This is a genomic window from Lacisediminihabitans sp., assembly GCF_043726815.1.
Taxonomy (GTDB): Bacteria; Actinomycetota; Actinomycetes; order Actinomycetales; family Microbacteriaceae; genus Lacisediminihabitans.
Genome location: NZ_JAYSJZ010000017.1, coordinates 13,399 through 34,929 on the forward strand (window position 1 = coordinate 13,399; position 21,531 = coordinate 34,929).

The window sequence follows — 21,531 nt, forward strand, 5'->3', positions numbered from 1 at the left end:
TCCCGCTAATTCTCACGTTCCGAGACCGGCCTGTGCCTGGTGATGCCCTGCCTCCTGGCACGGCATTTGTGGACGGTGCTCCGGGTGGAGCTGGCTCTGGTCTCGCTCGTCTTAGTTTCGTTCTCACTGCTCGGAACTTGCTATCCGACACGGTCTGGAATGCGGCACTGTCTTCCGACGTACCGATTCTTCGTGGCCCGGTTTGATGCCCGGTAAGCATTCTCTGGCGTCACATCGAGCGCGGCTCGGGTGACTAAACCAAATTATCGCACGCATTGCCAGCAATGCGGCATTTGGTGCATGCAATAATCCGAGGGTGACTCCGAACTCGCCGGAAATCCGCCCGGTGCGGTCCGCGTTGCTCCTGACCTCCCTCGGCGCTGCGGGGGTGCTGGTCTCGTTCATCGGCACCGTGATCGCGTTCGCCGGCCTCGAGTCGGCGAGCGGCACGCCGAAGCTCATCGGTGCGGACAACGAGCTCGGTTACCCGTCCTCGGCCTTCTCGATGGCGATCTTCGTGATCGCGCTCACCGTCGGCGCCGCGCGGCTCGCCGGGGCATCCGTCTCTCCCGGATGGTGGCGCGCCCTCGGCACCATCTTCGCCGTCGGCGTGGTCTTCGAGGCGTGGGCCGCCTACCTCTCGTTCAGCTGGCTGCTCGCCGCCCAACTCGTGCTCATGGCCGTGGTGTTCGCAGTCACGGTGCCCCGGCTGAGGCGGGACGGGCGCCCGCTCGAGCTCGGCATGTTCCTGGCCGTGGCCTCCGTCGTCGGCTTCTTCGCGGCCTTCCGGCTCACCGTCGACAAGGTGGGCACGTTCACCACGCCAGACGTCGCTCCCACCTGCAACGTCAGCGTTCTCGTGCAGTGCGGCAAGAACCTGCAATCCTGGCAGGGCTCGCTGTTCGGCTTTCCCAATCCCCTGATCGGCATCGGCGGGTGGATGGCGCTCTTCGTGATCGCCGCGCTCATCATCAGCGGGGTGTCCTTCGCCCGCTGGTTCTGGATCGCGCTCAACGTGGGCATCACCGGCGCCCTGGCGCTCGTGATCTGGCTCATCACCGAGAGCATCTTCGACCTCGGCACCCTCTGCCCGTGGTGCATGGCGACCTGGGCGGTCACGATCCCCTCGTTCTGGCTGATCACCCTCTACAACCTCAAGGCGGGCCACCTCCGGGTGCCTGAACGAGCGCGCCGAGTGTTCGCCGCCGCCTATGGCTACGTGCCGCTCATCACGCTGCTCAGCTACGTCGTCGTGGCGGTCATCGCCCAGCTGCGGCTGGACGTTCTCAACCGCCTCTAGGCAAAACGCCAGCCCGGGCAACGGATGCTCCGAGCACCATTTCGTATTGTTAGTACCGGTTCCTGTTCATTCGACAACGTTGGGTCTCTTCACATGGTCGCTCCTCCCGCCAACCGCAACTCCCCGCAACCGGGAAAGAAGGATCGGCGAGAGACCGCCCGCGAGACGGCGCGGATCGAGCGCGAGGCCGAGAAGAAGCGGCAGCGCCGCAACCGGGTGTTCCTGCAGGGTGGAATTGTGGTCGGCGTCATCGCGATCATCGCGGTCGTCGCCCTCGTGATCGTCAGCGTGAACGCCAACAAGCCCTCCGGCGACGGGCCGAAGAACATGGCGAGCGACGGCATCCTGCTCACCGGCAGCAAGATGGCCGCCGTGCCGACTCCCGCGATCAAGGCCGGCGGCAAGCCGGTGCCCACCGATCCGTCCACGCTGAAGGGCGTGCGCATCGTCACCTACATCGACTACCAGTGCCCGTTCTGCCAGCAGTTCGAGGCGGCGAACTCCCAGCAGATCGAGTCGATGGTGACCGCGGGGGCTGCGAGCCTCGAGATTCACCCGATCGCCTTCCTCGACGCGAACTCGCTGGGCAACAAGTACGCGAGCCGGGCGGCCAACGCCGCGGCCTGTGTCGCCAACTACGACCCGAACAACTTCTACGCGGTGAACACGGCGCTCTTCGCCAACCAGCCGGCCGAAAACACCTCGGGCAAGACGGACAAGGAGCTGATCGCCGTGCTCAAGGACGCGGGGAGCAGCAGCAGCAAGATCAGTTCGTGCATCACCTCGCAGGCCTTCGTGCCCTGGGTGACGGCCGCCACGGCCCGCGTCGACCCGTCCGGGCAGACGGTCACCTTCAAGGGAGTCGCGAACACGCCTCAGAAGTTCGCCGGCACCCCGACGGTCTTCGTCAATGGCGAGCGCTTCACCGGGTCGATCACCGATCCCGCGGTGTTCGCGGCATTCGTGGAGAAGGCGGCGTCGGCCGGCTAGTCCCGACCACCACCGAGTTCGGCCAACCCCAACTCAACCGTCAGTAAGTGCTGGCTGGGCCACCCCAGCGAGCACTTACTGACGGACGAGTGTTCTGCTTTGTCAGTTCTGCTTTGTCAGGGAGGGTTCAGTCGAACCAGAGGCCGAGCTCGCGCGCGGCAGACTCCGGCGAGTCCGAGCCGTGCACCAGGTTCTGCTGCACCTTGAGGCCCCAGTCCCGGCCCAGGTCGCCGCGGATGGTGCCGGGCGCCGCCGTGGTGGGGTCGGTCGTGCCGGCGAGCGAGCGGAAGCCCTCGATCACGCGGTCGCCCGCGATGCGCAGGGCCACGACGGGCCCGCTCTCCATGAACTCGACGAGGGGCTCGTAGAACGGCTTGCCGACGTGCTCCTCGTAGTGCTTGGCGAGCAGTTCGCGGTCGGCCTCGACGAGCTTCACGTCGACGAGCTGGTAGCCCTTGGCCTCGATGCGGCGCAGGATCTCGCCGGTGAGGTTGCGGGAGACGCCGTCCGGCTTCACGAGGACGAGAGTTTCTTCAACGGTGGTCATGGTGACTCCTCAGTGCCGGTGATGTCCGGCGTTGCGGTGGTTTCGGTGGGGGTAGGGGACGTTCGGTCGGCGGCAGGTCGGTACAGGGCATTGCGGCGGTCGAGGCGACGGCCGGTGATGGCGCAGTAGATCCAGAGGGCGGCGAACACCGCGCCGATGAACCACATGAGGGGCAGCAGGAAACCGGTGGCGAGAAGCACGGCCTGGGCCAGCCAGCCGAGCCAGACTCCCCAGCGGTAGCGAACGAGCCGCCCCACCACCAGCAGTGCCACGAGCAGTGCCGCTCCCCCACCGAAGGCGGCGGCGGCCGGCAGCACGCGCAGGCCGAACGCGGTGAGGGCGATGAAGAACACCAGCACCGCCTCGAGCAGCAGCACGATCGAGAGCAGCGACTCGGTGGCCGAGCGCTCCCGGCGTGCTCGGCCGGGAGCCGGCTGCGCGGTCACCGCTTCCAGCCGTCCTGTTCGGCGAGCGTGATCGCCTCGCCGATCAGGGTGATGGATCCGGTGATCACGACGCCGCGGCGCGGCTCCTGCGCGGCCCACTCGCGCGCGGCATCGATCGCGTCCTGGGCGGAGTCGAACGAGTCGGTGGCCGCCTCGCCGGCGAGGTCGAACACGATCGGCGTGAGGTCGTCCACCGGCACCGCGCGGTCGGAGCTCGACGCGGTGACGAAGAACCGCGTGGTGATCGGGACCAGCGCGGAGACGATGCCCCGCGCATCCTTGTCGGCGAGCACACCGAGCACGACGCCCACCTCGTCGAAGGTGAAGTAGCTGGAGATGGCCTTGGTGAGCGACTCGGCGCCATCCGGGTTGTGGGCGGCGTCGATGATCACGGTCGGCTCCACACCGATCACCTGGAGCCGGCCGGGCGAGGCCGCCGTCGCGAGGCCCTCGGCGAGAACGTCGCCGACGAGCGCCTGCTCGCCGCCGCCGAGGAACGACTCGACGGCCGCGATCGCGACCGCGGCGTTCTGGGCCTGGTGGTCACCGAAGAGTGGCAGGAAGAGGTCGTTGTAGGTGCCGGCGAGCCCGCGCACGGAGAGCACCTGCCCGCCGACCGCCACGGTCGTGCCGAGCAGCTCGAAGGCCTTGCCCTGCACGGCGAGGCTCGACTCGGTGAGTTCGGCTGCGCGTTCGAGCTCGGCGAGAGCCGTCGGCTGCTGGGTGGAGGTCACGACGGCGGCCGCCGGCTTGATGATGCCAGACTTGGTGGCCGCGATCTGCGCCACGGTGTTGCCGAGCCGGGCGGTGTGGTCGAGGGAGATCGGGGTGAACACGGCCACCACGCCGTCGCCGACGTTGGTGGAGTCCCACTCGCCGCCGAGTCCGACCTCGATCACCGCGACATCCACCGGGGCGTCGGCGAAGCTCGCGTAGGCCAGGGCAGTGAAGGCCTCGAAGAAGGTGAGCGGAAGCTCCCCCGCCGCCTCGAGCTCCGCGTCCACCATGAGCAGATACGGCCGGATGTCGTGGTAGTTGGCGACGAACGCCTCGTTGGAGATGGGGTCGCCGTCCACCACGATGCGCTCGTTCACCCGCACGAGGTGCGGGCTGGTGAGGAGCCCGGTGCGCAGCCCGTACGCCCGCAGGATGCTCTCGGTGAGCCGGCTCGTGGAGGTCTTGCCGTTCGTGCCGGTGATGTGGATGATCGGGTACGCGCGCTGGGGGTCGCCGAGCAGCTCGACCACCCGTCTGGTCGCCGCGAGCCGCGGCTGCGGGTTCGCCTCCCCGACCCGGTCGAGGAGTTCGCGGTAGACCTGGTCCGCGTCGTTCTGATAGAGCGCATCGTCGCTGAGTTCCGGGTCGTGCGCGTCGTGGTTCTTAGACATCTGTACCTGCTCCGTGGATGGTGACTTGGACGAGAATGTCGCCGCTGTTCGCGTATTGGCCCGCCGGCACGAGCGCCCGGAAGGCGCCGGGTGTGCCGTGTTGCGCGGCATACGTCTCAACATTCTCGCCGTCCGTCGAACGGACCTCAATCGCGAGGGCGAGAGTCTCCCGGGCGATCGTGTCTTCGAACGGCTCGACTCCCGAGCGCTCGGAGCCCGAGGCGAGGTAGAGGGCGAGGTCGATCCGGTCGCTCACGGCGAGTCCCGCGGCCTTGCGGGTGTCCTGCACCGCACGGATGATGTCCCGGGCGAGGCCCTCCGCCTCGAGCTCCCAGGTGGTCTCGGTGTCGAGCAGCACGAAGCCGCCGCCGGGCAGGAAGGTGATGGCCTGGGCCTCGTGCGCCGCCTGCAGCTCGAGCTCGAACTCGCCGGCGACCAACTCGATGCCGCCCACGAGCACTCCATCGCCGCTCGGCGACCAGTCGCCGGACCGGGCCGCCTGGATCACGGCCTGCACGGCCTTGCCGATGCGTGGACCGGCGGCCCGGGCATTCACGGTGAGCCTGCGGGTGATGCCGAAGTCGGCGAGGCTGCCCTCCTCGAGCTCGCGCAGCACGACGGCCTTGACGTTGAGTTCGTCACGCAGGATGTCGGAGAAGCCGGCCAGGGAGCCCACGTTGTCGGCCACCACGGTGAGCTCGGCGAGCGGCAGGCGCACCCGGAGCCCCGTGGCCTTGCGCAGGCCGAGGCCGGAGGACGCGATCTCACGCACCCGGTCCATCGCCGCGACGAGTTCGTGGTCGAGCGGGAAGCGCTCCGCGTCCGGCCAGTCGGTGAGGTGCACGCTGCGTTCGCCGGTGAGACCCTTCCAGACGCGCTCGCTGACGAGCGGCAGCAGGGGGGCCGCGAGCCGGGTGAGCGTCTCCAGCACGGTGAAGAGCGTGTCGAACGCGTCCCGTCCCTCCGCGGTGGAGGTGTCCCCCGACCAGAAGCGGTCACGACTGCGGCGCACGTACCAGTTGGTGAGCACGTCGCCGAAGTCGCGCAGGGCGAGCGCGGCCAGCGGGCTGTCGAGGTTGTCGAGGTGGGTGGTCACGTCGAACACGAGCTCGCGCGTCTTGGCGAGCAGATAGCGGTCGAGCACGTCCGTGGAGTCGGTGCGCCACTCGGCGGTGTAGTCGGCGGCGTTGGCGTACAGGCTGAAGAAGTAGTAGCTGTTCCAGAGCGGCAGCATGAGCTGGCGCACGCCCTCGCGGATGCCCTCCTCCGTGACGATGAGGTTGCCGCCGCGGATCACCGACGACGCCATGAGGAACCAGCGCATCGCATCCGCGCCGTCCCGGTCGAAGACCTCCGAGACATCCGGGTAGTTGCGCAGCGACTTGGACATCTTCTGCCCGTCGCTGCCCAGCACGATTCCGTGCACGATCACGTTCTTGAACGCCGGACGGTCGAAGAGCGCGGTCGACAGCACGTGCAGCATGTAGAACCAGCCGCGGGTCTGGCCGATGTACTCCACGATGAAGTCGGCCGGATTGTGCTCCTCGAAGAACTCCCCGTTCTCGAACGGGTAGTGCACCTGGGCGAAGGGCATCGACCCGGAGTCGAACCACACGTCGAGCACGTCCTCGATGCGGCGCATCGTCGACCTGCCGGTCGGATCGTCGGGGTTGGGGCGGGTGAGCGCGTCGATGTATGGGCGGTGCAGGTCGTCCGGCCGCACGCCGAAGTCGGCCTCGAGTTCGTCGAGCGAACCGTAGACGTCGATGCGCGGGTACTCCGGGTCGTCGCTCTTCCAGATCGGGATCGGCGATCCCCAGTACCGGTTGCGGGAGATCGACCAGTCGCGGGCGTTGGCGATCCACTTGCCGAACTGGCCGTCCTTCACGTTGTCCGGCACCCAGTTGATCTCCTGGTTGAGCTCGACCATGCGGTCGCGGATCTCGGTGACGCGGATGAACCAGCTCGACACCGCCTTGTAGATGAGCGGGTTCTTGCAGCGCCAGCAGTGCGGGTAGCTGTGCTCGTAGCTCGCGACACGGAGCAGGCGCCCGTCGGCCCGCAGCTTCTGCACGAGCGGCTTGTTCGCATCGAAGACGTGCAGTCCGGCCACATCCGTGACGATCGACAGGAACTTTCCCCCGTCGTCGACGGAGATGATCACCGGGATGCCGGCGGCGGCGCAGGTGACCTGGTCGTCCTCACCGTAGGCGGGAGCCTGGTGCACGATCCCGGTGCCCTCGCCGGTGGCGACGTAGTCGGCGACGAGGATCTGCCAGGCGTTGCCGGTGCCCCAGGCCTCCTCGTCGGCGTAGTAGTCCCACAGTCGGTCGTAGGTGACACCGGCGAGCTCCGCGCCGAGGATCGTGCGGTCGATCGCGGTGACGGCGGCCTCGGGCGAGCCGTAGCCGAGGTCCTTCGCGTAGGTGGCCACGGTGTCGGCGGCCAGGAGGAACTCGGAGACCCCCTCGGCCGAGCCGTCTGAGGCGCCAAGTGGTCCGCTGGACACGACCGCGTAGCGGATGTCCGGGCCGACGGCGAGGGCGAGGTTGGTGGGCAGGGTCCACGGCGTCGTCGTCCAGGCGAGGGCCTTCACCCCGGTGAGGCGCAGGCTCTCGGCCTTCGCGCCGTCGAGCGGGAAGGTGACGGTCACCGACTGGTCCTGCCGCATCCGATAGACGTCGTCGTCCATGCGCAGCTCGTGGTTGGAGAGCGGCGTCTCGTCGTGCCAGCAGTACGGCAGCACCCGGAACCCCTCGTAGGCGAGTCCCTTGTCGTAGAGCTGCTTGAACGCCCAGATCACCGACTCCATGAAGGTGACATCGAGAGTCTTGTAGTCGTTCTCGAAGTCGACCCAGCGCGCCTGGCGGGTGACGTAGTCCTCCCACTCGCGGGTGTACTCGAGCACGGACTCGCGCGCCTTCGCGTTGAAGGTGGCGATTCCCATCTCCTCGATCTGGTGCTTCTCGGTGATGCCGAGCTGGCGCATAGCCTCGAGCTCCGCCGGCAGCCCATGGGTGTCCCAGCCGAACCGGCGGTGCACCTGCTTGCCGCGCATGGTCTGGTAGCGCGGGAACAGGTCCTTCGCGTAGCCGGTGAGCAGGTGGCCGTAGTGCGGCAGCCCGTTCGCGAAGGGCGGTCCGTCGTAGAACACCCACTCCTCGGCGCCTTCGCGCTGGTCGATGGAGGCCTGGAACGTGCCGTCGCGCTTCCAGAACTCGAGAACCTCGTGCTCGATGGCTGGAAAGTTCGGGCTCGGGCGCAACGGTTCGGCGGGTTGGGCGTCGGGCGAGCTCTTGGGGTAGGTCATGTCTCTCCAGGTCATTGCTGTCTGGACGAGGACGCCGGGCGCACTCTCGGGTGCGACTGACGCGGTACCACCTCGCTTGCCGGATTGCTCCGACCGCTCGTTACGGCTGTGACGGGCTCGCCCGCTCGGCTCTACTTGCCGCCCGCCCCGTGAGGGGTGTTCGCCGTTCTTCCGAGGACTCCCCGGTGATGGCCGGATCTCAGTCTGTGCCTCAATCCTAGCGGCTCGCGCGACGCCGACTCACGAGGAATGCGATCACGGCGAGCCCGAGCAGGAGGGTGGTCTGTGCAGCCCGATTCAGCGGTGGGGCAAAAAACCGACGCGAGACAGATCGTGGCGACCTGCGAGACTGAGGCGATGACCGAGGCCACCCCCACCGTCGCCGGCGGATCCCTCACCGTGCTGATCGCCCTCGGCTCGAACCTGCTGGTTGCGATCGCCAAGACCGTGGCGTCCGTTCTCACCGGATCCGCCTCCATGGTCGCCGAGACGGCGCACTCCTGGGCGGACTTCGGCAACGAGATCTTCCTCCTCGTCGCCGACCGGCGATCCACCAAGACGCGCGACGCGTCGCACCCCCTCGGCTACGGGCGGGAGGCCTACGTCTGGTCGCTGATCGCGGCCTTCGGCATCTTCACCGCGGGGTCCATCGTCTCGATCAGCCACGGCATCCAGCAGCTGATCCAGCCGGAGAACGCCACCAACTTCGGCGTCGCCTACCTCGTCCTCGCCGTCTCGTTCCTGCTCGAGGGGTTCTCGTTCGCGCAGGCCTTCCGCCAGGCCAGGCGCGGCGGCATCAACCGCGGCACCAGCACCGGGGTCTACGCCCTCACCAGTTCGAATGCCACACTGCGCGCCGTGTTCGCGGAGGATGCCGCGGCGCTCGTCGGACTCTCGATCGCGTTCGTGGGCATCCTGCTGCACCAACTGACCGGCCTCGCGGCGTTCGACTCGATCGGGTCGATCCTGGTCGGCGTGCTCCTCGGCGTGGTGGCGATCGTGCTCATCGACCGCAACCGCCGGTTCCTCATCGGTGAGATGCCGGATGCCCGGCTGCACAACGAGGTGCTGCGCCGTCTTCTCGACCAGCCGGAGATCGACCGGGTCACGTACCTGCACCTGGAGTTCACCGGCCCGGGGAGGGTATTCCTCGTCGCCTCGGTGGACATCGTGGGTGACGACACGGAGACCCACGTCGCGTACTCGCTTCGCCGGATCGAACGGAGGCTCACCGCGAACGAGCACATCCAGGAGGCCCTGCTCTCGCTCTCGACGCCGGATGAGGCGTCCCTGAACGCCGAGCTCCCGTAGGCCGCCTCAGCCCTTTACCGCCCCGGCGGTGAGGCCCTGCACGATGTATCGGCTGGCGAAGGCGAACAGCACCATCGTCGGCACGATGGTAAGGACGGCAGCCGCCGACATCGACCCCCAGTCGATGTTGTAGCTGCTGATGAACCCGTTGAGGGCGGTGGGGATCGTCTTCTTGCCGTCGCTGTTGATGAGGGTCACCGACAGGAACAGCTCGTTCCAGCAGTTGACGAAGTTGAAGATGAACGCCGCGACGATCCCCGGTTTCATCACCGGCACCAACACCCGGAAGAGGGCGCCGACCCGGGAGCAGCCGTCGATCATCGCGGCCTCCTCGAGGGCGTCCGGCACGTTCGCGAAGAATCCCCGCAACATTACGGTGCAGAACGGGATGCACACCGCGATGTAGATCAGCGTCAGGCCAAACCTGTTGTCGACGAGGCCGAGGCTCGTGAACATGAGATAGAGCGGCCCGAGGGCGATGAAGGACGGGATCATCTGGGTCACCAGGAACCCCATGAGCAGGGCGCCCTTGCTGCGGAACTCGAAACGCGCGAGCACATAGGCGGACAACAACGAGATGAGGGTCGCAACCAGCGCGGCCGAGATCGAGACCACGAGGCTGTTCGCAACATAGACGCCGAACTGCGACTTGGCGAACAGGCCGGCGTAGTTCTCGAGCGAGAAGACCTTCGGCCAGTAGGTGAGGGGGTAGCTGAAGACCGAACCGGGCGACTTGAAGGAGGTCACCGCTATCCAATACAGCGGAAAGAGGGTGATGACCAGCCAGAGCGCGAGGAAGGCGATCCTGATGGCCCTGGCGAGTGGGGTCTCCCTGGTGATCATGAGAGGTCGCCCTTCTTTTCGCGGCTGGCGGTGAGGAAGAAGATCGAGAACAGCACGAGCAGACCGACGACGATGAGACCGAGCGCCGAGGCCTGGCCATAGTCCCCTCTCTGGGTCGTGGCGATCATCCAGGTGGTGACGATGTGGGTCTGGTTGGCCGGTCCCCCGCCCGTCATGCCGTAGATGATGTCCGGGAAGTTGAAGATCCAGATCACCCGCAGCAGCACGGTGAGCGAGAGGGTGATCCGGATGTACGGCACGATCACCTGGAACAGGGTGCGCGCCTTGCCCGCGCCGTCCAGGGCGGCCGCTTCGAGCATCTCGTCGGGAACCGATTGCAGGGCCGCGAGGATGATGATGGCAAAGAAGGTCACGCCGTACCAGACGTTGGCGATGATCACCGCGACCATCGCCGTCTTCGGGTCGGCGAGCCACGGGATGGGGCTGTGGATGATTCCGGCCTTGCTCAGTAGGTCGTTGATCACGCCGAACTCGCTGTTGAACATCCAGCGGAACAGGATTCCGATCAGGAATCCCGAGATCGCCCACGGGAAGAAGATCAGCGCCTGGTAGAGCCCGCGGAACGGAAACTTGCGCCGCAGGAACAGGGCGATCGCGAAACCGATGACGAATTGCGGCACGATCGAGGCGACGACCCACACGACGGTGTTGCCGAGCACGGTGTAGAAGGTGGGGTCGGCGAAGATCGTCTGGAAGTTCTTGAGGCCCACGAACGCCGTGTCGGTGAGGTTGTTGAGGTTCCAGTTGCGGAACGCCATCTGGCTGCCGGACACCATCGGGTAGTAGATGAAGACGGCCACGAAGAACACGGCCGGGGCCATGAAGGCCGCCATGGTGGCACCGCGGCGCACCGTGAACGCGCGCCGTCGACGGATCGACCGCGGCTCGGCGGATCCGACTGCCACGGCGGGGCCCGGGGCACCCGTCGTGACCGACGGGCGCCCCTTCGTCGCGTTGTCGAGCTTCGTCACGGTCTGCGGCCGTTTCGCTTCAGCAACGGGCTCATTTCTGCTTCCACTTGTCCGTCCAGTAGGCGTCCCAGCTCGCGAGCAGCTCCTTCTGGGTCATCTGCCCGATGAGCACCTTCTGCACCTCGGAGTCCGACTTCTGGATCCACTCCGTCCACCAGGCGGAGTCGCGCGGCTGCACCACCGAGACGTACTTGTCCGGGTGCTCGGTCATCGTGAGGTAGCTCGCCCAGGCTCCGGTCTTGTAGAACGGGCTGTCCGCGGCGCTCTTCAGGATGGGGACCAGGCTGTTCTTCTGGCTGAAGGTCGTCGACGCCTTGCCCTCGGAGAGGAACTCGATGAGCTTGGCCGCCTCCGCCTTGTGGGTGCTCTTGGCCGCCGTGCCCCAGCCGGCCGTCGCCATCGGCTGCACGGCGATGCCGGACGGGCCGGCGAGCAGCGGTGCGGTGCTCCATTGGGCCGGTGTGATGGCGTCCGACTCACCGACGGTGGCGATCACCTCGGGGTCCTGCAGCAGGAACGCCGTCGACCCGCTCGAGAATCCCTGCACCATCTCGGGGTAGCCCCAGGCCACCGATGACGGCGGCGACGCCTTGCTGAACAGGGTGAAGTAGGTCTTCAACGCGTCCGCCGCCTCCGGGGCCGAGAAGATCGTCTTGCCATTGGTGAGCTTGAAGGCGTTGTCGTGGTCCAGCTTCTTGGCCACATAGGCCTCGATCGCCACCACGACATTGGAGTTGGCGTTCGTGCCCCCGCGGAAGGCGTAGCCGAACTGGTTCTTGGCCGGATTCTGCAGGGCGGTCGCCTGGTGAAGCAGGTCGCTCCAGGAGGCGGGAGGGCCATCGAAGCCCGCCGCCTTCACGAGGTCCGTGCGGTAGAAGAGGCTGAGACCGTAGAAGCCGTATGGCACGTAGTAGGTCTTGCCCTTGGCGTTCTTCGCGTACTTGACGGCGTTCTCGGTGAGGTCGCCCCAACCCTTCCAGCCCTTGAGCTGGCTGCTCATGTCGGAGAGCCAGCCGTTGGTGGAGAACGGCCCGACGGTGATGTCGCGAACCTCCACCACATCCACGCCGCTCCCCGACTGGAGCATCTGCTGGATCTTCTGGTCGGCCTGGTCCGTGGGTGGGGAGATGAGATCGACGCTGATCTTCGGGTTCGCCTTCTCGAAGTCGGCGATGAGCCCCTTGAGCACCTTGGTCCTCACCGGGTTGGTGAGGCTCTCCACCATCTGCAGGGTCACCTTTCCCCCGCTCTCGGCCGGCGCGGAGCATCCGGAGAGCGCGAGGGTGGCCGCGAGGCCGATCCCCACGAGCGACAGAACTAGTCTCTTCTTCACTGTTTCCTCATTCCTTGAGCGGGGTTGGTAACTTCGGCAGATCTTCGTGGGCGAAGACTGCCGAACGGAGCGGTGGTCACGGTCATTCGCCCCGCGCGGCCAGGGCGACGAGGGCGGGCACGCAGCGGTCGGCGAACTCCTCGAAGTCCGCCGGGGTGTTGTAGACGTGAGTGGAGAGGCGGAAGTATCCGACCCCCGCGAAGCTCGTGAATGCCGCCTCGATGCCGAGCTCCGAGGCGACTCGATCCCGCAGGGCGTCCGCCTCGGCGTGCGATGTGCCAAGCCCCGTCGGCAGCCGAACGAGTCGCAGGGCATTCACCTGCGCCCCGGGATGCACGCGGTGGTCCTCCCCCGTGAGGCCCGTGAACGCGGCGGCGATCGTGGCCTCCGCATAGTCGGCCAGTTCGGTCAGGTAGCGGCGCGTGGCGTCCCATCCCCAGGTCGATCCGATGAAGTCGAGAGCCGTCGGAGCGGCGAGATAGGCGGTCGCGTCGACCGTGCCCTGGGTGTCGAAGCGCTCCGGGAAGCGCTGCGGGGCTCCCCACGAGTCGATGAGCGGGTAGAGCTCGTCGCGCAACGGCCCGCGGGCGATGAGCGCCGCCGTCCCGCGGGGCGCACAGCCGAACTTGTGGAGATTGCCGACCCAGAAGTCGCAGTCGAGGCCGGCGAGAGGATCGGCGACGAGGCCGGGAACGTGCGCGGCATCCACCAGCATGGCGATGCCCCGCTCCCTGGCGACCGCGGCCACCGTGTCCACCGGCAGGAAACGAGCCGTGGCCGACGTGATCTGGTCCACGACGATGAGACCCGTCTTGTCGCCGAGTTCGGCGACGATCGCGTCATGCGCCTCCTCGGGCGTGGCGTCGAGCGGAACCCGCGCGGTTCGCACCGTGCCGTCCCAGCGGCGGGCGAGTCGCTCGGCACCCATGGTCACGGCGCCGTACCCGTGGTCGGTGACCACGATCTCCAGCCCCGGCGTCACCGGAAGGCTCGAGTAGACGACGCTGGCGCCTGCGCTCGCGTTCGGGACAAGCGCGAGGTCCCCGGCATCCGCTCGGAGAAAGGCGGCGATGGCCTCGCGGGTAGAGGCGACCATCGCGGGGAGTTTAGGGAACCAGATGACCGGGGCGGCCTCCATCTCGGATCTCAGCAGGTTCTGCTCCTGCTGCGCCACGAGCGGCACGGCTCCGAACGAGCCGTGATTCACGTGCAGGATGTCGGGCGAGAGCGTCCAGGCGGTGCGGGCGAGGTTGCCGTCCCCGAGCAGCAGCGGGGAGGGGGCGATCGCCGTCGTCGTTTCGGTCATCCCGGTGGTGTTCCGTCCTGTCGTGGTGCGTCGTTGCACTCACCCTAGTAAGTCATCATATGACTTTGGTGAATCTACTGTTACAGTCAGGTAAAATCGAGCAAATCGGCGCAAGTGATCAAACATCTTGAGCGAAAGTGCGCAATCGGTCTGACCGCTACTCTGGGCGTGGGCGAGAGAGAGGCGAGTGATGTCGGCAGTCGACGACGCGTTCCACGGGCTGCGGCAGATGATCGCCTCCGGGCGCCTCGCCGCCGGGCAGAAGTTTCCGGCCGAGGCCGAGCTCTGCGAGGAGCTCGGGGTCTCCCGCGGCTCGCTGCGTGAGGCGGTGCGGATGCTCGCCGCCCTCGGGGTGATCGAGTCGCGCCACGGGTCCGGCACTTACGTCTCCGCGCTGAGGGCCGCCGACCTCGTCGGGGTTCTCGCGCTCACCGTCGACCTGCTCCCGCTGTCCGGCCTCCTCGACATGTACGAGCTGCGCCGGGTGCTCGAGACGCACGCCGCGGTGCAGGCGGCGGCCCGCGTCACGCCGGAGACGGCACTCGAGCTGCAGCGGCTCATCGACGAGATGGAGGCCACAGACGACCCGGCGACGGCATCCGCCCTCGACGCCGAGTTCCACCAGACCATCGCGCAGACCGCGGGCAATCCGACCCTCGTTGCCCTCCTCGATGTCTTCCGGTCCCGGTCCCGCGCCTACCAGGTGTTCAACCTCCCGCAGGGCCCCGAGCTCAAAGACATCAGCGACCGGGGGCACCGGGCGATCGCGAGCGCGATCATCGCTCATGACCCGACCGCCGCATCCACCGCGGCCGCGGCCCACGTGGCCCTGACGGAATCCTGGTTACGGCACTTCCAGCTCGAGCTGGAGCCACTGACTCAGCGCCCGGGCGGCCAGGGCGGCCCAGGCTAGGGGGGCCCGGGCAGCGCGAGCTCGAGCCCGGACGAGACGATCTCGAGGGCCGAGGAGATGTAGTCGGCCAGGGGGCCGCGACCAATGCCGTCCCGCGCCCACACGGTCCAGGCCGCGGAGAGGGCGCCCGAGATCGCGTTCGCCGCGCTGAGCACGAGAAGGTCGTCGGCCGGCCGCGAGAGCTGCCGGGCCAGGAACGAGGCGATCACGTCCGAGCGGCGGGCCAGGCGCACGAGACCGGATGACCGGGTCTCCTCCCTGGTCCCCATCACATCGTCCTGGGTGAGGGCCAGCGGCACGCGGTCGACCCCGATGTCGGCGACCACCCGCAGCGCGGCATCGCGCACCGCGGCGAGAGCCGGAACGCCGGGCGGCACGGACTTGAGCTCCTCGGCGAGGCGGTCAATCCCTGCGTCGAGCTCCACCCAGAGCAGGTCGCTCTTCGCGCCGAAGTAGTTGAAGAAGGTGTTGCGGCTGACGCCGGCGCGCTGGGCGATCTGCTCGATCGTGGTGAGGGCGTAGGTGTTCTCCAGGAACAGCTCCGCGGCGGCATCCTCGAGCATCAGGCGCGACGTCGTGCGCGGGCGGCCGACCGTGTTGCGGGAATCCATGTCCACCTCCGGGCGGTGCAATACTGTACTGAGTCCAATAATAGTCGTTCAGCAGAGAGCCCGTCCGTGAAACGCTTCGTCCCCCTCCTCGTCATCGCCTCCGTCGCTCTCCTCGTGGCGGGCTGCAGCACCACCTCCCCCGGTGCGTCCGGCGGCAAGCCGGTCGCCGGCGGCACCCTCGTCTACGCCACCGGGGACGCCGAGCCCACCTGCCTCGACCCGCACGTGGGCGGCAACTACCCGCAGGCGCTCGTGGCCACCCAGTATCTCGAGTCCCTCGTCTCCAAGAACAAGGCCGGGGACATCATCCCCTGGCTCGCCACCAAGTGGACCGAGTCCGCCGACGGCCTGAGCTGGGACTTCACGCTGCGCACCGGCGTGAAGTTCACCGATGGCACGCCATTCGAGGCGGATGCCGTGGCCGCGAACGTCGCCCACCTCCAGGACCCGGCGACCGCATCGTCCACCGGGTACCTCGCGCTGCAGAAGGTGACGGGAGTCACCGCCGTCGACAAGCACACCGCCCGCATCACCCTGAGCAGCCCGGACAGCGCGCTGCTCGACTCCCTCTCGCAGCCCTGGCTCGCGATCGAATCCCCCACCGCGCTGAAGCGCAGCCAGGCGGTCAACTGCGAATCCCCGGTGGGCACCGGACCGTTCGTCGTGACGAAGTGGACCCACCAGCAGTCGATCTCGCTCGTGCGCAACGAGGCATACACGTCGCCGCCGGCGGACGCCGCGCACACCGGCAAGGCCTACCTCAAGGCGATCGACTGGCGCTTCCTGCCCGACTCCGCGTCGCGCTACGCGGCCCTGACCGCGGGAACCGTCGACGTGATCGACAACGTGCAGCCGGACACCCTCGTGGCCGCGAAGAAGAGCAAGGACCTCGTCGCCCTCGACGCGCCGCGCCCCGGGGCCTCCAATCGCCTCGAACTGAACTCGAGCATCGCGCCGTTCGACGACGCGAGGGTGCGGGAGGCGTTCATCCGCTCGGCGAACGTGAACGACGCCGTCACGAGCCTGTTCTTCGGCACCGCCACGCGCTCGTACTCCGCGCTCTCGAGCGTCGAGAAGCTCGGCGTCTCGGAGCCGAAGCTGTTCGGCTACGACCAGAAGGCGGCGGCCACGCTGCTCGACGCGGCCGGCTGGGGCACGAAGAACGCGGACGGCTACCGCACGAAGAACGGCAGGGTGCTCGAGCTGGACTTCCCGGTGAGCACCAACCAGTCGATCCCCGCCGAGCAGTCGCTCTTCGAACAGCTGCAGGCCACCAGCAAGCAGGCCGGCTTCAAGGTGAACCTCCACCCGCTCGACCTCTCCAGCTGGTACGGCGCCCTGGGCAAGAACCAGTACAACCTGGTGAGCGCCCCGTACACGAAGGTGGGACCGGATGTTCTGCGCATCCTCTTCGACAGTGCCGGCACCATCCCGGCGCCGAGCGGCTACTTCGCCAACCACTCCCAGGTGAAGGGCCCCGCCCTCGACGCGCTGCTCGAGAAGGCGGCGCAGACCTCTGACCAGGCCGAGCGCGCGAGCCTCTACAAGAAGGCGCAGGAGATCGTGCTTGGCGGCTTCTACATCCTCCCGCTCTACGACCAGCAGAACCACTTCCTGCAGCGCACGGTCGTGAGCGGGCTGCGCGCGATGCCGACGGTGTCAACGCCCACGATGTACGACGCGTGGCTCTCCCGGTAGCCGCAGCACCCCCGGTTCGGCGCGGGCCACTCCCCTGGCTGCTCGCGCGGCTCGGGGGCGTGGTCTTCGTGCTCTGGGCCGTCGCCACGGTCACCTTCTTCGCGATCCGGCTGATCCCCGGCGACCCGGCCGAGGCGGTGCTCGGCGGCCCGGGCTCGCAGGCCAGCGCCGCCGCCCTCGCCCGGGTGCGCGCCGATTACGGGCTCGACCTGCCCCTCCCCCTGCAGTACCTGCACTACCTCGGTCGGCTGGGCGCCGGGGACCTCGGCCGGTCGTACTCGCTGCGCGAGCCGGTGACCACGGTGATCGGGCAGAATCTCGGCGGCACCCTGCTGCTCGCGCTGCTCTCCCTGCTCACCGCCGCCGTCATCGCCCTCGCCCTCGCGGCCGTCTCGACCAGGGGCGGCCGCTTGGCCTCGGCCGTGACGTGGGTTCTCGAGGTCGTGTCGGCGGCGGTGCCGCACTTCTGGCTCGCGATCTCGCTCATCCTGCTCTTCTCCACGACCCTCGGCTGGCTGCCCCCGGTGAGCGTGCCGGGGCCGGCCGGCCTCGTGCTTCCCGTGCTCACCCTCGCCATCCCGCTGGCCGGATTCCTCGGCCAGGTGATGCGCGAGTCCCTGCTCGACGCCCTCGGCTCGCCTTTCGTGCTCGCGGCCCGCGCCCGGGGCGAGAGCGAGGCCGGCGTGTTCTGGCGGCACGCGCTGCGGCACGCGGCGATCCCCGCCATCGGCCTCGCCGGCTGGGCGTTCGGCGCCCTGATCAGCGGCGCGGTGGTCGTGGAGACGATCTTCGCCCGCCCGGGGATCGGGCGGAGCCTGCTCTCCGCCGTTCAACTGCGGGACGTACCGCTGGTGATCGGGGTCGTGCTCGTCGTGGAGGCCGGCTACATGCTCGTCACGACCCTCACGGATCTCGCCGACAGGCTCGTCGACCCGCGCCTCCGCGCGGCGACACGGCATCGGGGGCGCTCATGAGGAGGCCCGCCGTGATCGTCGCCGCCGCCGTGCTGGCCTTCCTGGTCTTCGCCGCGCTGTTTCCCGGCATCATCGCGCCCGGCGATCCCCTCGCCATCCACCCCCTCGACAGCTTCCGGGCGCCCTCGTTCGCCCACCCGTTCGGAACCGACGAGTCCGGCCGGGACATCTTCACGCGAATCATCCACGGCACGGCCGCCTCGCTCACCATCGGACTGTCGGCGACGGCGATCGGCGTGGGGCTCGCCCTCGTGCTCGGGCTGCTCTCCGGGCTCGGGCCGCGCTGGCTCGACTTCGGCACCACCCGGTTTCTCGAGGTGCTGTTCGCGTTTCCCGGCCTGCTGCTCGCGCTGCTCTTCATCGTGATCTACGGTCCCGGCGTGGTCACCTCCACGATCGCCGTCGGGCTCGCGACCGCGCCGGGGTATGCGCGCATCATCCGCAGCCAGGTGCTGGTGGTGCGGCGGGCGCCCTACCTCGAGGCGGCCCTCGTGCTCGGCCGGAGTCCGACCCATCGCCTGCTGCGTCACCTCCTGCCGAACGTGGCCGGGTCCCTCTTCGTGCTCGTGACGCTCGGCATCGGCCAGTCGATTGTCTGGGCGTCGTCGCTCAGCTACCTCGGCCTCGGGGCGGTGCCGCCGGCCGCCGAGTGGGGCGCCATGCTGTCCGCCGGCCGCACCTATCTCGGCTCCTTCTGGTGGATGACCTTCTTCCCCGGCCTCTTCATCGTGCTGGCGGCGGTGGGCACCACCCTGCTCGGGCGCGGACTCCAGGAGAGGACCCGGCTGCGATGACCGCCCTCGTCTCCGTGCGCGATCTCGCCGTGGCCTTCGGCGGCACGACGGTCGTCTCCGGGGTGGACTTCGACATCGAGGCCGGGCAGTGCGTCGCCCTCGTCGGCGAATCCGGCTCCGGCAAGAGCGTGACCGCGAGGGCGCTGCTGGGTCTCACCGGCGGATCGGTGAGCGCGGCGGAGTTGCGCGTGCACGGCACGGACCTCCGCTCGGCCTCGCGCGCACTCCTGCGCCGGATGCGCGGGCGGGAGATCGGATTCGTGTCGCAGGGCGCCCTCGTGGCCCTCGACCCGCTGCGGCCGGTCGGGCGGGAGATCGCGGACTCGCTGCGCATCCACACCACGCTCGGCGCCGTCCAGCGCCGCGAGCGCGCCATCGAACTGCTCGCCGAGGCCGGCGTTCCCGAGGCGGCCGAGCGAGCGGCCCAGCGACCGGACGAACTCTCCGGCGGGCTTCGCCAGCGGGCGTTGATCGCCTCGGCCCTCGCGCTGCGGCCCCGGCTGCTCATCGCGGACGAGCCGACCACGGCGCTCGACACGACGGTGCAGGCCGGCATCCTCGACCTGCTCGAGAGCCTCCGCGACGCCGGCACGGCCATCCTGCTGATCAGCCACGACCTCGCCGTCGTGAGCCGGCTGGCCTCGTACCTCGTGGTCATGTCCGAGGGGCGGGTGGTGGAGGGCGGACCGACGGAGCGCGTGCTCGCCGAGCCCCGGCACCCGTACACCCGCCGGCTGATCGCGGCGGTGCCGACGGACCGCCCGCGCTTCGAGCGGCTCACCGTCTCGCCGCGGGTCCCCGCGCCGCCGATCACCCCGGCGCAGAGCGACCGGGCGAGCGTGGACCACGACGTGGTGCTCTCCGCCACCGGCCTCCGGCGCGAATTCGGCTCGCGCGTGGCCGTCGACGGCGTGGGGTTCGCCCTCGAGCGAGGCAAGACGCTCGGGATCGTCGGCGAGTCCGGATCGGGCAAGACCACCGTGGCCCGCCTGGTGCTCGCCCTCGAACGGCCGGATGCCGGAGAGGTTCGCCTCGCCGGCCGGCCGTGGAGCACGCTGACCGAGTCGCAGCGGCGCGAGCGCCGGCCGAACATCGGCGCGATCTACCAGGACGCCCTCAGCTCGTTCGACCCGCGGCTCACCGTCGGCGAGATCCTCGCGGACGGGCTGACCGGCGGCCGGTCGCGACGGGCCACCCCGGAGGTCGTGGAGCTGATGGAGTCGGTCGGCCTCCCCGCGTCTCTCGTCTCCCGCCGCCCGCGACTGCTCTCGGGCGGCCAGCAGCAGCGGGTGGCGATCGCGCGGGCGATCGCGCCGAGGCCGCAGATCCTCGTCTGCGACGAACCGGTGTCGAGCCTCGACGTGTCGGTTCAGGCCCAGGTTCTCGACCTGCTCGACGACCTGCAGCGCTCGCTCGGCCTGAGCTATCTCTTTATCACCCACGACCTCGGCGTGGTGCGCCACATGAGCGACGACCTGCTCGTGATGCGGCACGGCCGGGTGCTCGAGGCCGGCCCCACCGAGTCGGTGTTCTCCAAGCCGCAGCATGACTACACGCGCTCTCTGATCGACTCGGCTCCGCGCCTCGGCTGAGATAGGCACGGCCTGTAGAATCGACAACGATCCCCCCATTCAGGCACCTCTTCACTGACTCGGTGCCGCACATACAGAACCGGAGCACCCCGTGGCCGACATCTCTGCCTCGCCCATCCCAGACAAGCCGGCCCTCGAGGGCCTCGAGGCGAAGTGGGATCAGCGCTGGGAGCAGGAGCAGACCTACCGGTTCGACCGGGAGGCGGCCACCCGCGGCACCGTGTTCAGCATCGACACTCCCCCGCCGACCGCCTCGGGCAGCCTGCACATCGGGCACGTCTTCAGCTACACCCACATGGACCTGATCGCCCGGTTCGAACGGATGCGCGGCAAGAGCGTCTTCTACCCGATGGGCTGGGACGACAACGGACTGCCCACCGAGCGTCGCGTGCAGAACTACTACGGCGTACGCTGCGACCCGTCGCTGCCCTACGACCCGAGCTTCGTGCCGCCGCTCGAGGGCGGCGACAATTCGTCGTCCAAGGCCGCCGACCAGCTGCCGCTCTCCCGCCGCAACTTCATCGAGCTCTGCGAACGCCTCACCGCCGAGGACGAGAAGCAGTTCGAGGACGTCTGGCGCACGATGGGCCTCAGCGTCGACTGGACCCAGAGTTACCGCACCATCGGCGACGAGGCCCAGACCGCGGCCCAGCGCGCCTTCCTGCGCAACCTCGCCCGCGGCGAGGCCTACCAGGCGGATGCGCCCACCCTGTGGGACGTCACCTTCCGCACGGCGGTGGCGCAGGCGGAGCTCGAGGACAAGGAACAGCCGGCGGCCTACCACCGACTGGCCTTCCACGGAGCAGACGGCGACGTGCACATCGAGACCACGCGACCGGAGCTGCTCCCGGCCTGCGTCGCCCTCGTCGCCCACCCGGACGACGAGCGCTACCAGCACCTCTTCGGCACCACGGTCACGACTCCCCTCTTCGGCGTGGAGGTGCCGGTGCTGGCCCACCACCTCGCCCAGAAGGACAAGGGATCAGGCATCGCCATGATCTGCACCTTCGGCGATGTCACCGACGTCGTCTGGTGGCGCGAACTCGACCTCCCGAACCGCACGATCATCGGTCGTGACGGCCGAATCGTGGCGGATGCGCCCGAGGCGATCATTGGCGAGGCTCCGCTCGCGGCCTACGCCGAGCTCGCCGGCAAGACGGTCTTCAGCGCCAAGGCGAAGAGC

Annotated in this window: 18 protein-coding genes; 9 read left to right on the forward strand and 9 right to left on the reverse strand. The window is 68.5% G+C overall.

From position 1 onward, the window contains the following. Positions 1 to 316: 316 nt before the first annotated feature. Positions 317 to 1,300, forward strand: a complete 984-nt coding sequence (locus ACHZD8_RS01685) for a vitamin K epoxide reductase family protein (RefSeq protein WP_394768380.1) — start codon at positions 317 to 319, stop codon at positions 1,298 to 1,300. Between the two features lie 93 nt (positions 1,301 to 1,393). After that, entirely contained in the window at positions 1,394 to 2,290 is an 897-nt protein-coding gene (locus tag ACHZD8_RS01690; protein WP_394768381.1) for a DsbA family protein, read from the forward strand. A 127-nt stretch (positions 2,291 to 2,417) separates the two neighbouring features. Here ACHZD8_RS01690 and ndk read toward each other — a convergent pair whose 3' ends face one another. From ndk to ileS, 4 genes are read right to left on the reverse strand one after another with little or no spacing between them, the layout of a single operon-like run. Then, on the reverse strand, positions 2,418 to 2,837 hold the full coding sequence (ndk, locus tag ACHZD8_RS01695) for a nucleoside-diphosphate kinase (protein WP_394768382.1): 420 nt from the start codon (positions 2,835 to 2,837) through the stop codon (positions 2,418 to 2,420). Further along, complete coding sequence (locus ACHZD8_RS01700) at positions 2,834 to 3,283, reverse strand: DUF4233 domain-containing protein (protein WP_394768383.1); 450 nt, start codon at positions 3,281 to 3,283, stop codon at positions 2,834 to 2,836. Before ACHZD8_RS01700 ends, ndk begins: the two co-directional genes overlap by 4 nt. After that, positions 3,280 to 4,671, reverse strand: coding sequence for a bifunctional folylpolyglutamate synthase/dihydrofolate synthase (locus ACHZD8_RS01705; RefSeq protein ID WP_394768384.1), 1,392 nt, complete (start codon positions 4,669 to 4,671; stop codon positions 3,280 to 3,282). The genes ACHZD8_RS01700 and ACHZD8_RS01705 overlap by 4 nt, the downstream gene beginning before the upstream one ends. After that, entirely contained in the window at positions 4,664 to 7,981 is a 3,318-nt protein-coding gene (ileS, locus tag ACHZD8_RS01710; protein WP_394768385.1) for an isoleucine--tRNA ligase, read from the reverse strand. The genes ACHZD8_RS01705 and ileS overlap by 8 nt, the downstream gene beginning before the upstream one ends. A gap of 357 nt (positions 7,982 to 8,338) precedes the next feature. Here ileS and ACHZD8_RS01715 point away from each other — a divergent pair, with 357 nt between their 5' ends. Beyond that, positions 8,339 to 9,292 (forward strand): cation diffusion facilitator family transporter, encoded by a 954-nt coding sequence (locus tag ACHZD8_RS01715; protein WP_394768386.1) that lies wholly within the window; start codon positions 8,339 to 8,341, stop codon positions 9,290 to 9,292. A 6-nt stretch (positions 9,293 to 9,298) separates the two neighbouring features. On the opposite strand, the gene ACHZD8_RS01720 is transcribed toward ACHZD8_RS01715, so the two are convergent. The 4 genes from ACHZD8_RS01720 to ACHZD8_RS01735 all read right to left on the reverse strand — a co-directional run bounded on the left by ACHZD8_RS01720 (position 9,299) and on the right by ACHZD8_RS01735 (position 13,766). Next, a complete protein-coding gene (locus ACHZD8_RS01720) occupies positions 9,299 to 10,135 on the reverse strand; it encodes a carbohydrate ABC transporter permease (protein WP_394768387.1) in 837 nt (278 codons plus the stop codon). Beyond that, entirely contained in the window at positions 10,132 to 11,127 is a 996-nt protein-coding gene (locus ACHZD8_RS01725) for a carbohydrate ABC transporter permease (RefSeq protein WP_394768388.1), read from the reverse strand. The genes ACHZD8_RS01720 and ACHZD8_RS01725 overlap by 4 nt, the downstream gene beginning before the upstream one ends. A gap of 31 nt (positions 11,128 to 11,158) precedes the next feature. Next, on the reverse strand, positions 11,159 to 12,460 hold the full coding sequence (locus ACHZD8_RS01730) for an ABC transporter substrate-binding protein (protein WP_394768389.1): 1,302 nt from the start codon (positions 12,458 to 12,460) through the stop codon (positions 11,159 to 11,161). A gap of 82 nt (positions 12,461 to 12,542) precedes the next feature. After that, the gene (locus tag ACHZD8_RS01735; protein WP_394768390.1) at positions 12,543 to 13,766 is read right to left on the reverse strand and encodes an aminotransferase class V-fold PLP-dependent enzyme; all 1,224 of its coding nucleotides are present in this window, start codon (positions 13,764 to 13,766) and stop codon (positions 12,543 to 12,545) included. 190 nt (positions 13,767 to 13,956) lie between these two features. Here ACHZD8_RS01735 and ACHZD8_RS01740 point away from each other — a divergent pair, with 190 nt between their 5' ends. Next, the gene (locus tag ACHZD8_RS01740) at positions 13,957 to 14,679 is read left to right on the forward strand and encodes a FadR/GntR family transcriptional regulator (protein ID WP_394768391.1); all 723 of its coding nucleotides are present in this window, start codon (positions 13,957 to 13,959) and stop codon (positions 14,677 to 14,679) included. Here ACHZD8_RS01740 and ACHZD8_RS01745 read toward each other — a convergent pair. Then, positions 14,676 to 15,290: a TetR/AcrR family transcriptional regulator gene (locus ACHZD8_RS01745; RefSeq protein ID WP_394768392.1), complete on the reverse strand. Its 615-nt coding sequence runs from the start codon at positions 15,288 to 15,290 to the stop codon at positions 14,676 to 14,678. The two genes, ACHZD8_RS01740 and ACHZD8_RS01745, sit on opposite strands and share 4 nt — an antisense overlap. A gap of 66 nt (positions 15,291 to 15,356) precedes the next feature. Between ACHZD8_RS01745 and ACHZD8_RS01750 the strand changes: the two genes are divergently transcribed. The 5 genes from ACHZD8_RS01750 to ACHZD8_RS01770 all read left to right on the forward strand — a co-directional run. Next, positions 15,357 to 16,988 carry an ABC transporter substrate-binding protein gene (locus tag ACHZD8_RS01750; RefSeq protein WP_394768393.1) on the forward strand — a complete coding sequence of 544 codons (1,632 nt, stop codon included), beginning with the start codon at positions 15,357 to 15,359 and terminating at the stop codon, positions 16,986 to 16,988. After that, positions 16,973 to 17,962 carry an ABC transporter permease gene (locus ACHZD8_RS01755; protein ID WP_394768394.1) on the forward strand — a complete coding sequence of 330 codons (990 nt, stop codon included), beginning with the start codon at positions 16,973 to 16,975 and terminating at the stop codon, positions 17,960 to 17,962. Before ACHZD8_RS01750 ends, ACHZD8_RS01755 begins: the two co-directional genes overlap by 16 nt. After that, on the forward strand, positions 17,959 to 18,756 hold the full coding sequence (locus ACHZD8_RS01760; RefSeq protein ID WP_394768395.1) for an ABC transporter permease: 798 nt from the start codon (positions 17,959 to 17,961) through the stop codon (positions 18,754 to 18,756). Before ACHZD8_RS01755 ends, ACHZD8_RS01760 begins: the two co-directional genes overlap by 4 nt. Next, on the forward strand, positions 18,753 to 20,348 hold the full coding sequence (locus ACHZD8_RS01765) for a dipeptide ABC transporter ATP-binding protein (RefSeq protein WP_394768396.1): 1,596 nt from the start codon (positions 18,753 to 18,755) through the stop codon (positions 20,346 to 20,348). The genes ACHZD8_RS01760 and ACHZD8_RS01765 overlap by 4 nt, the downstream gene beginning before the upstream one ends. A gap of 91 nt (positions 20,349 to 20,439) precedes the next feature. Next, positions 20,440 to 21,531: class I tRNA ligase family protein (locus ACHZD8_RS01770; RefSeq protein WP_394768397.1), on the forward strand; the 1,092-nt coding region annotated here is incomplete at its 3' end.

Bases quoted from the DNA above. Each gene is read 5' to 3' on its own strand.
- ACHZD8_RS01690 (WP_394768381.1), top strand. From the start codon at position 1,394: ATGGTCGCTCCTCCCGCCAACCGCAACTCCCCGCAACCGGGAAAGAAG.
- ndk (WP_394768382.1), bottom strand. From the start codon at position 2,837: ATGACCACCGTTGAAGAAACTCTCGTCCTCGTGAAGCCGGACGGCGTC.
- ACHZD8_RS01705 (WP_394768384.1), bottom strand. From the start codon at position 4,671: ATGTCTAAGAACCACGACGCGCACGACCCGGAACTCAGCGACGATGCG.
- ileS (WP_394768385.1), bottom strand. From the start codon at position 7,981: ATGACCTACCCCAAGAGCTCGCCCGACGCCCAACCCGCCGAACCGTTG.
- ACHZD8_RS01715 (WP_394768386.1), top strand. From the start codon at position 8,339: ATGACCGAGGCCACCCCCACCGTCGCCGGCGGATCCCTCACCGTGCTG.
- ACHZD8_RS01720 (WP_394768387.1), bottom strand. From the start codon at position 10,135: ATGATCACCAGGGAGACCCCACTCGCCAGGGCCATCAGGATCGCCTTC.
- ACHZD8_RS01735 (WP_394768390.1), bottom strand. From the start codon at position 13,766: ATGACCGAAACGACGACGGCGATCGCCCCCTCCCCGCTGCTGCTCGGG.
- ACHZD8_RS01740 (WP_394768391.1), top strand. From the start codon at position 13,957: ATGTCGGCAGTCGACGACGCGTTCCACGGGCTGCGGCAGATGATCGCC.
- ACHZD8_RS01745 (WP_394768392.1), bottom strand. From the start codon at position 15,290: ATGGATTCCCGCAACACGGTCGGCCGCCCGCGCACGACGTCGCGCCTG.
- ACHZD8_RS01760 (WP_394768395.1), top strand. From the start codon at position 17,959: ATGAGGAGGCCCGCCGTGATCGTCGCCGCCGCCGTGCTGGCCTTCCTG.
- ACHZD8_RS01765 (WP_394768396.1), top strand. From the start codon at position 18,753: ATGACCGCCCTCGTCTCCGTGCGCGATCTCGCCGTGGCCTTCGGCGGC.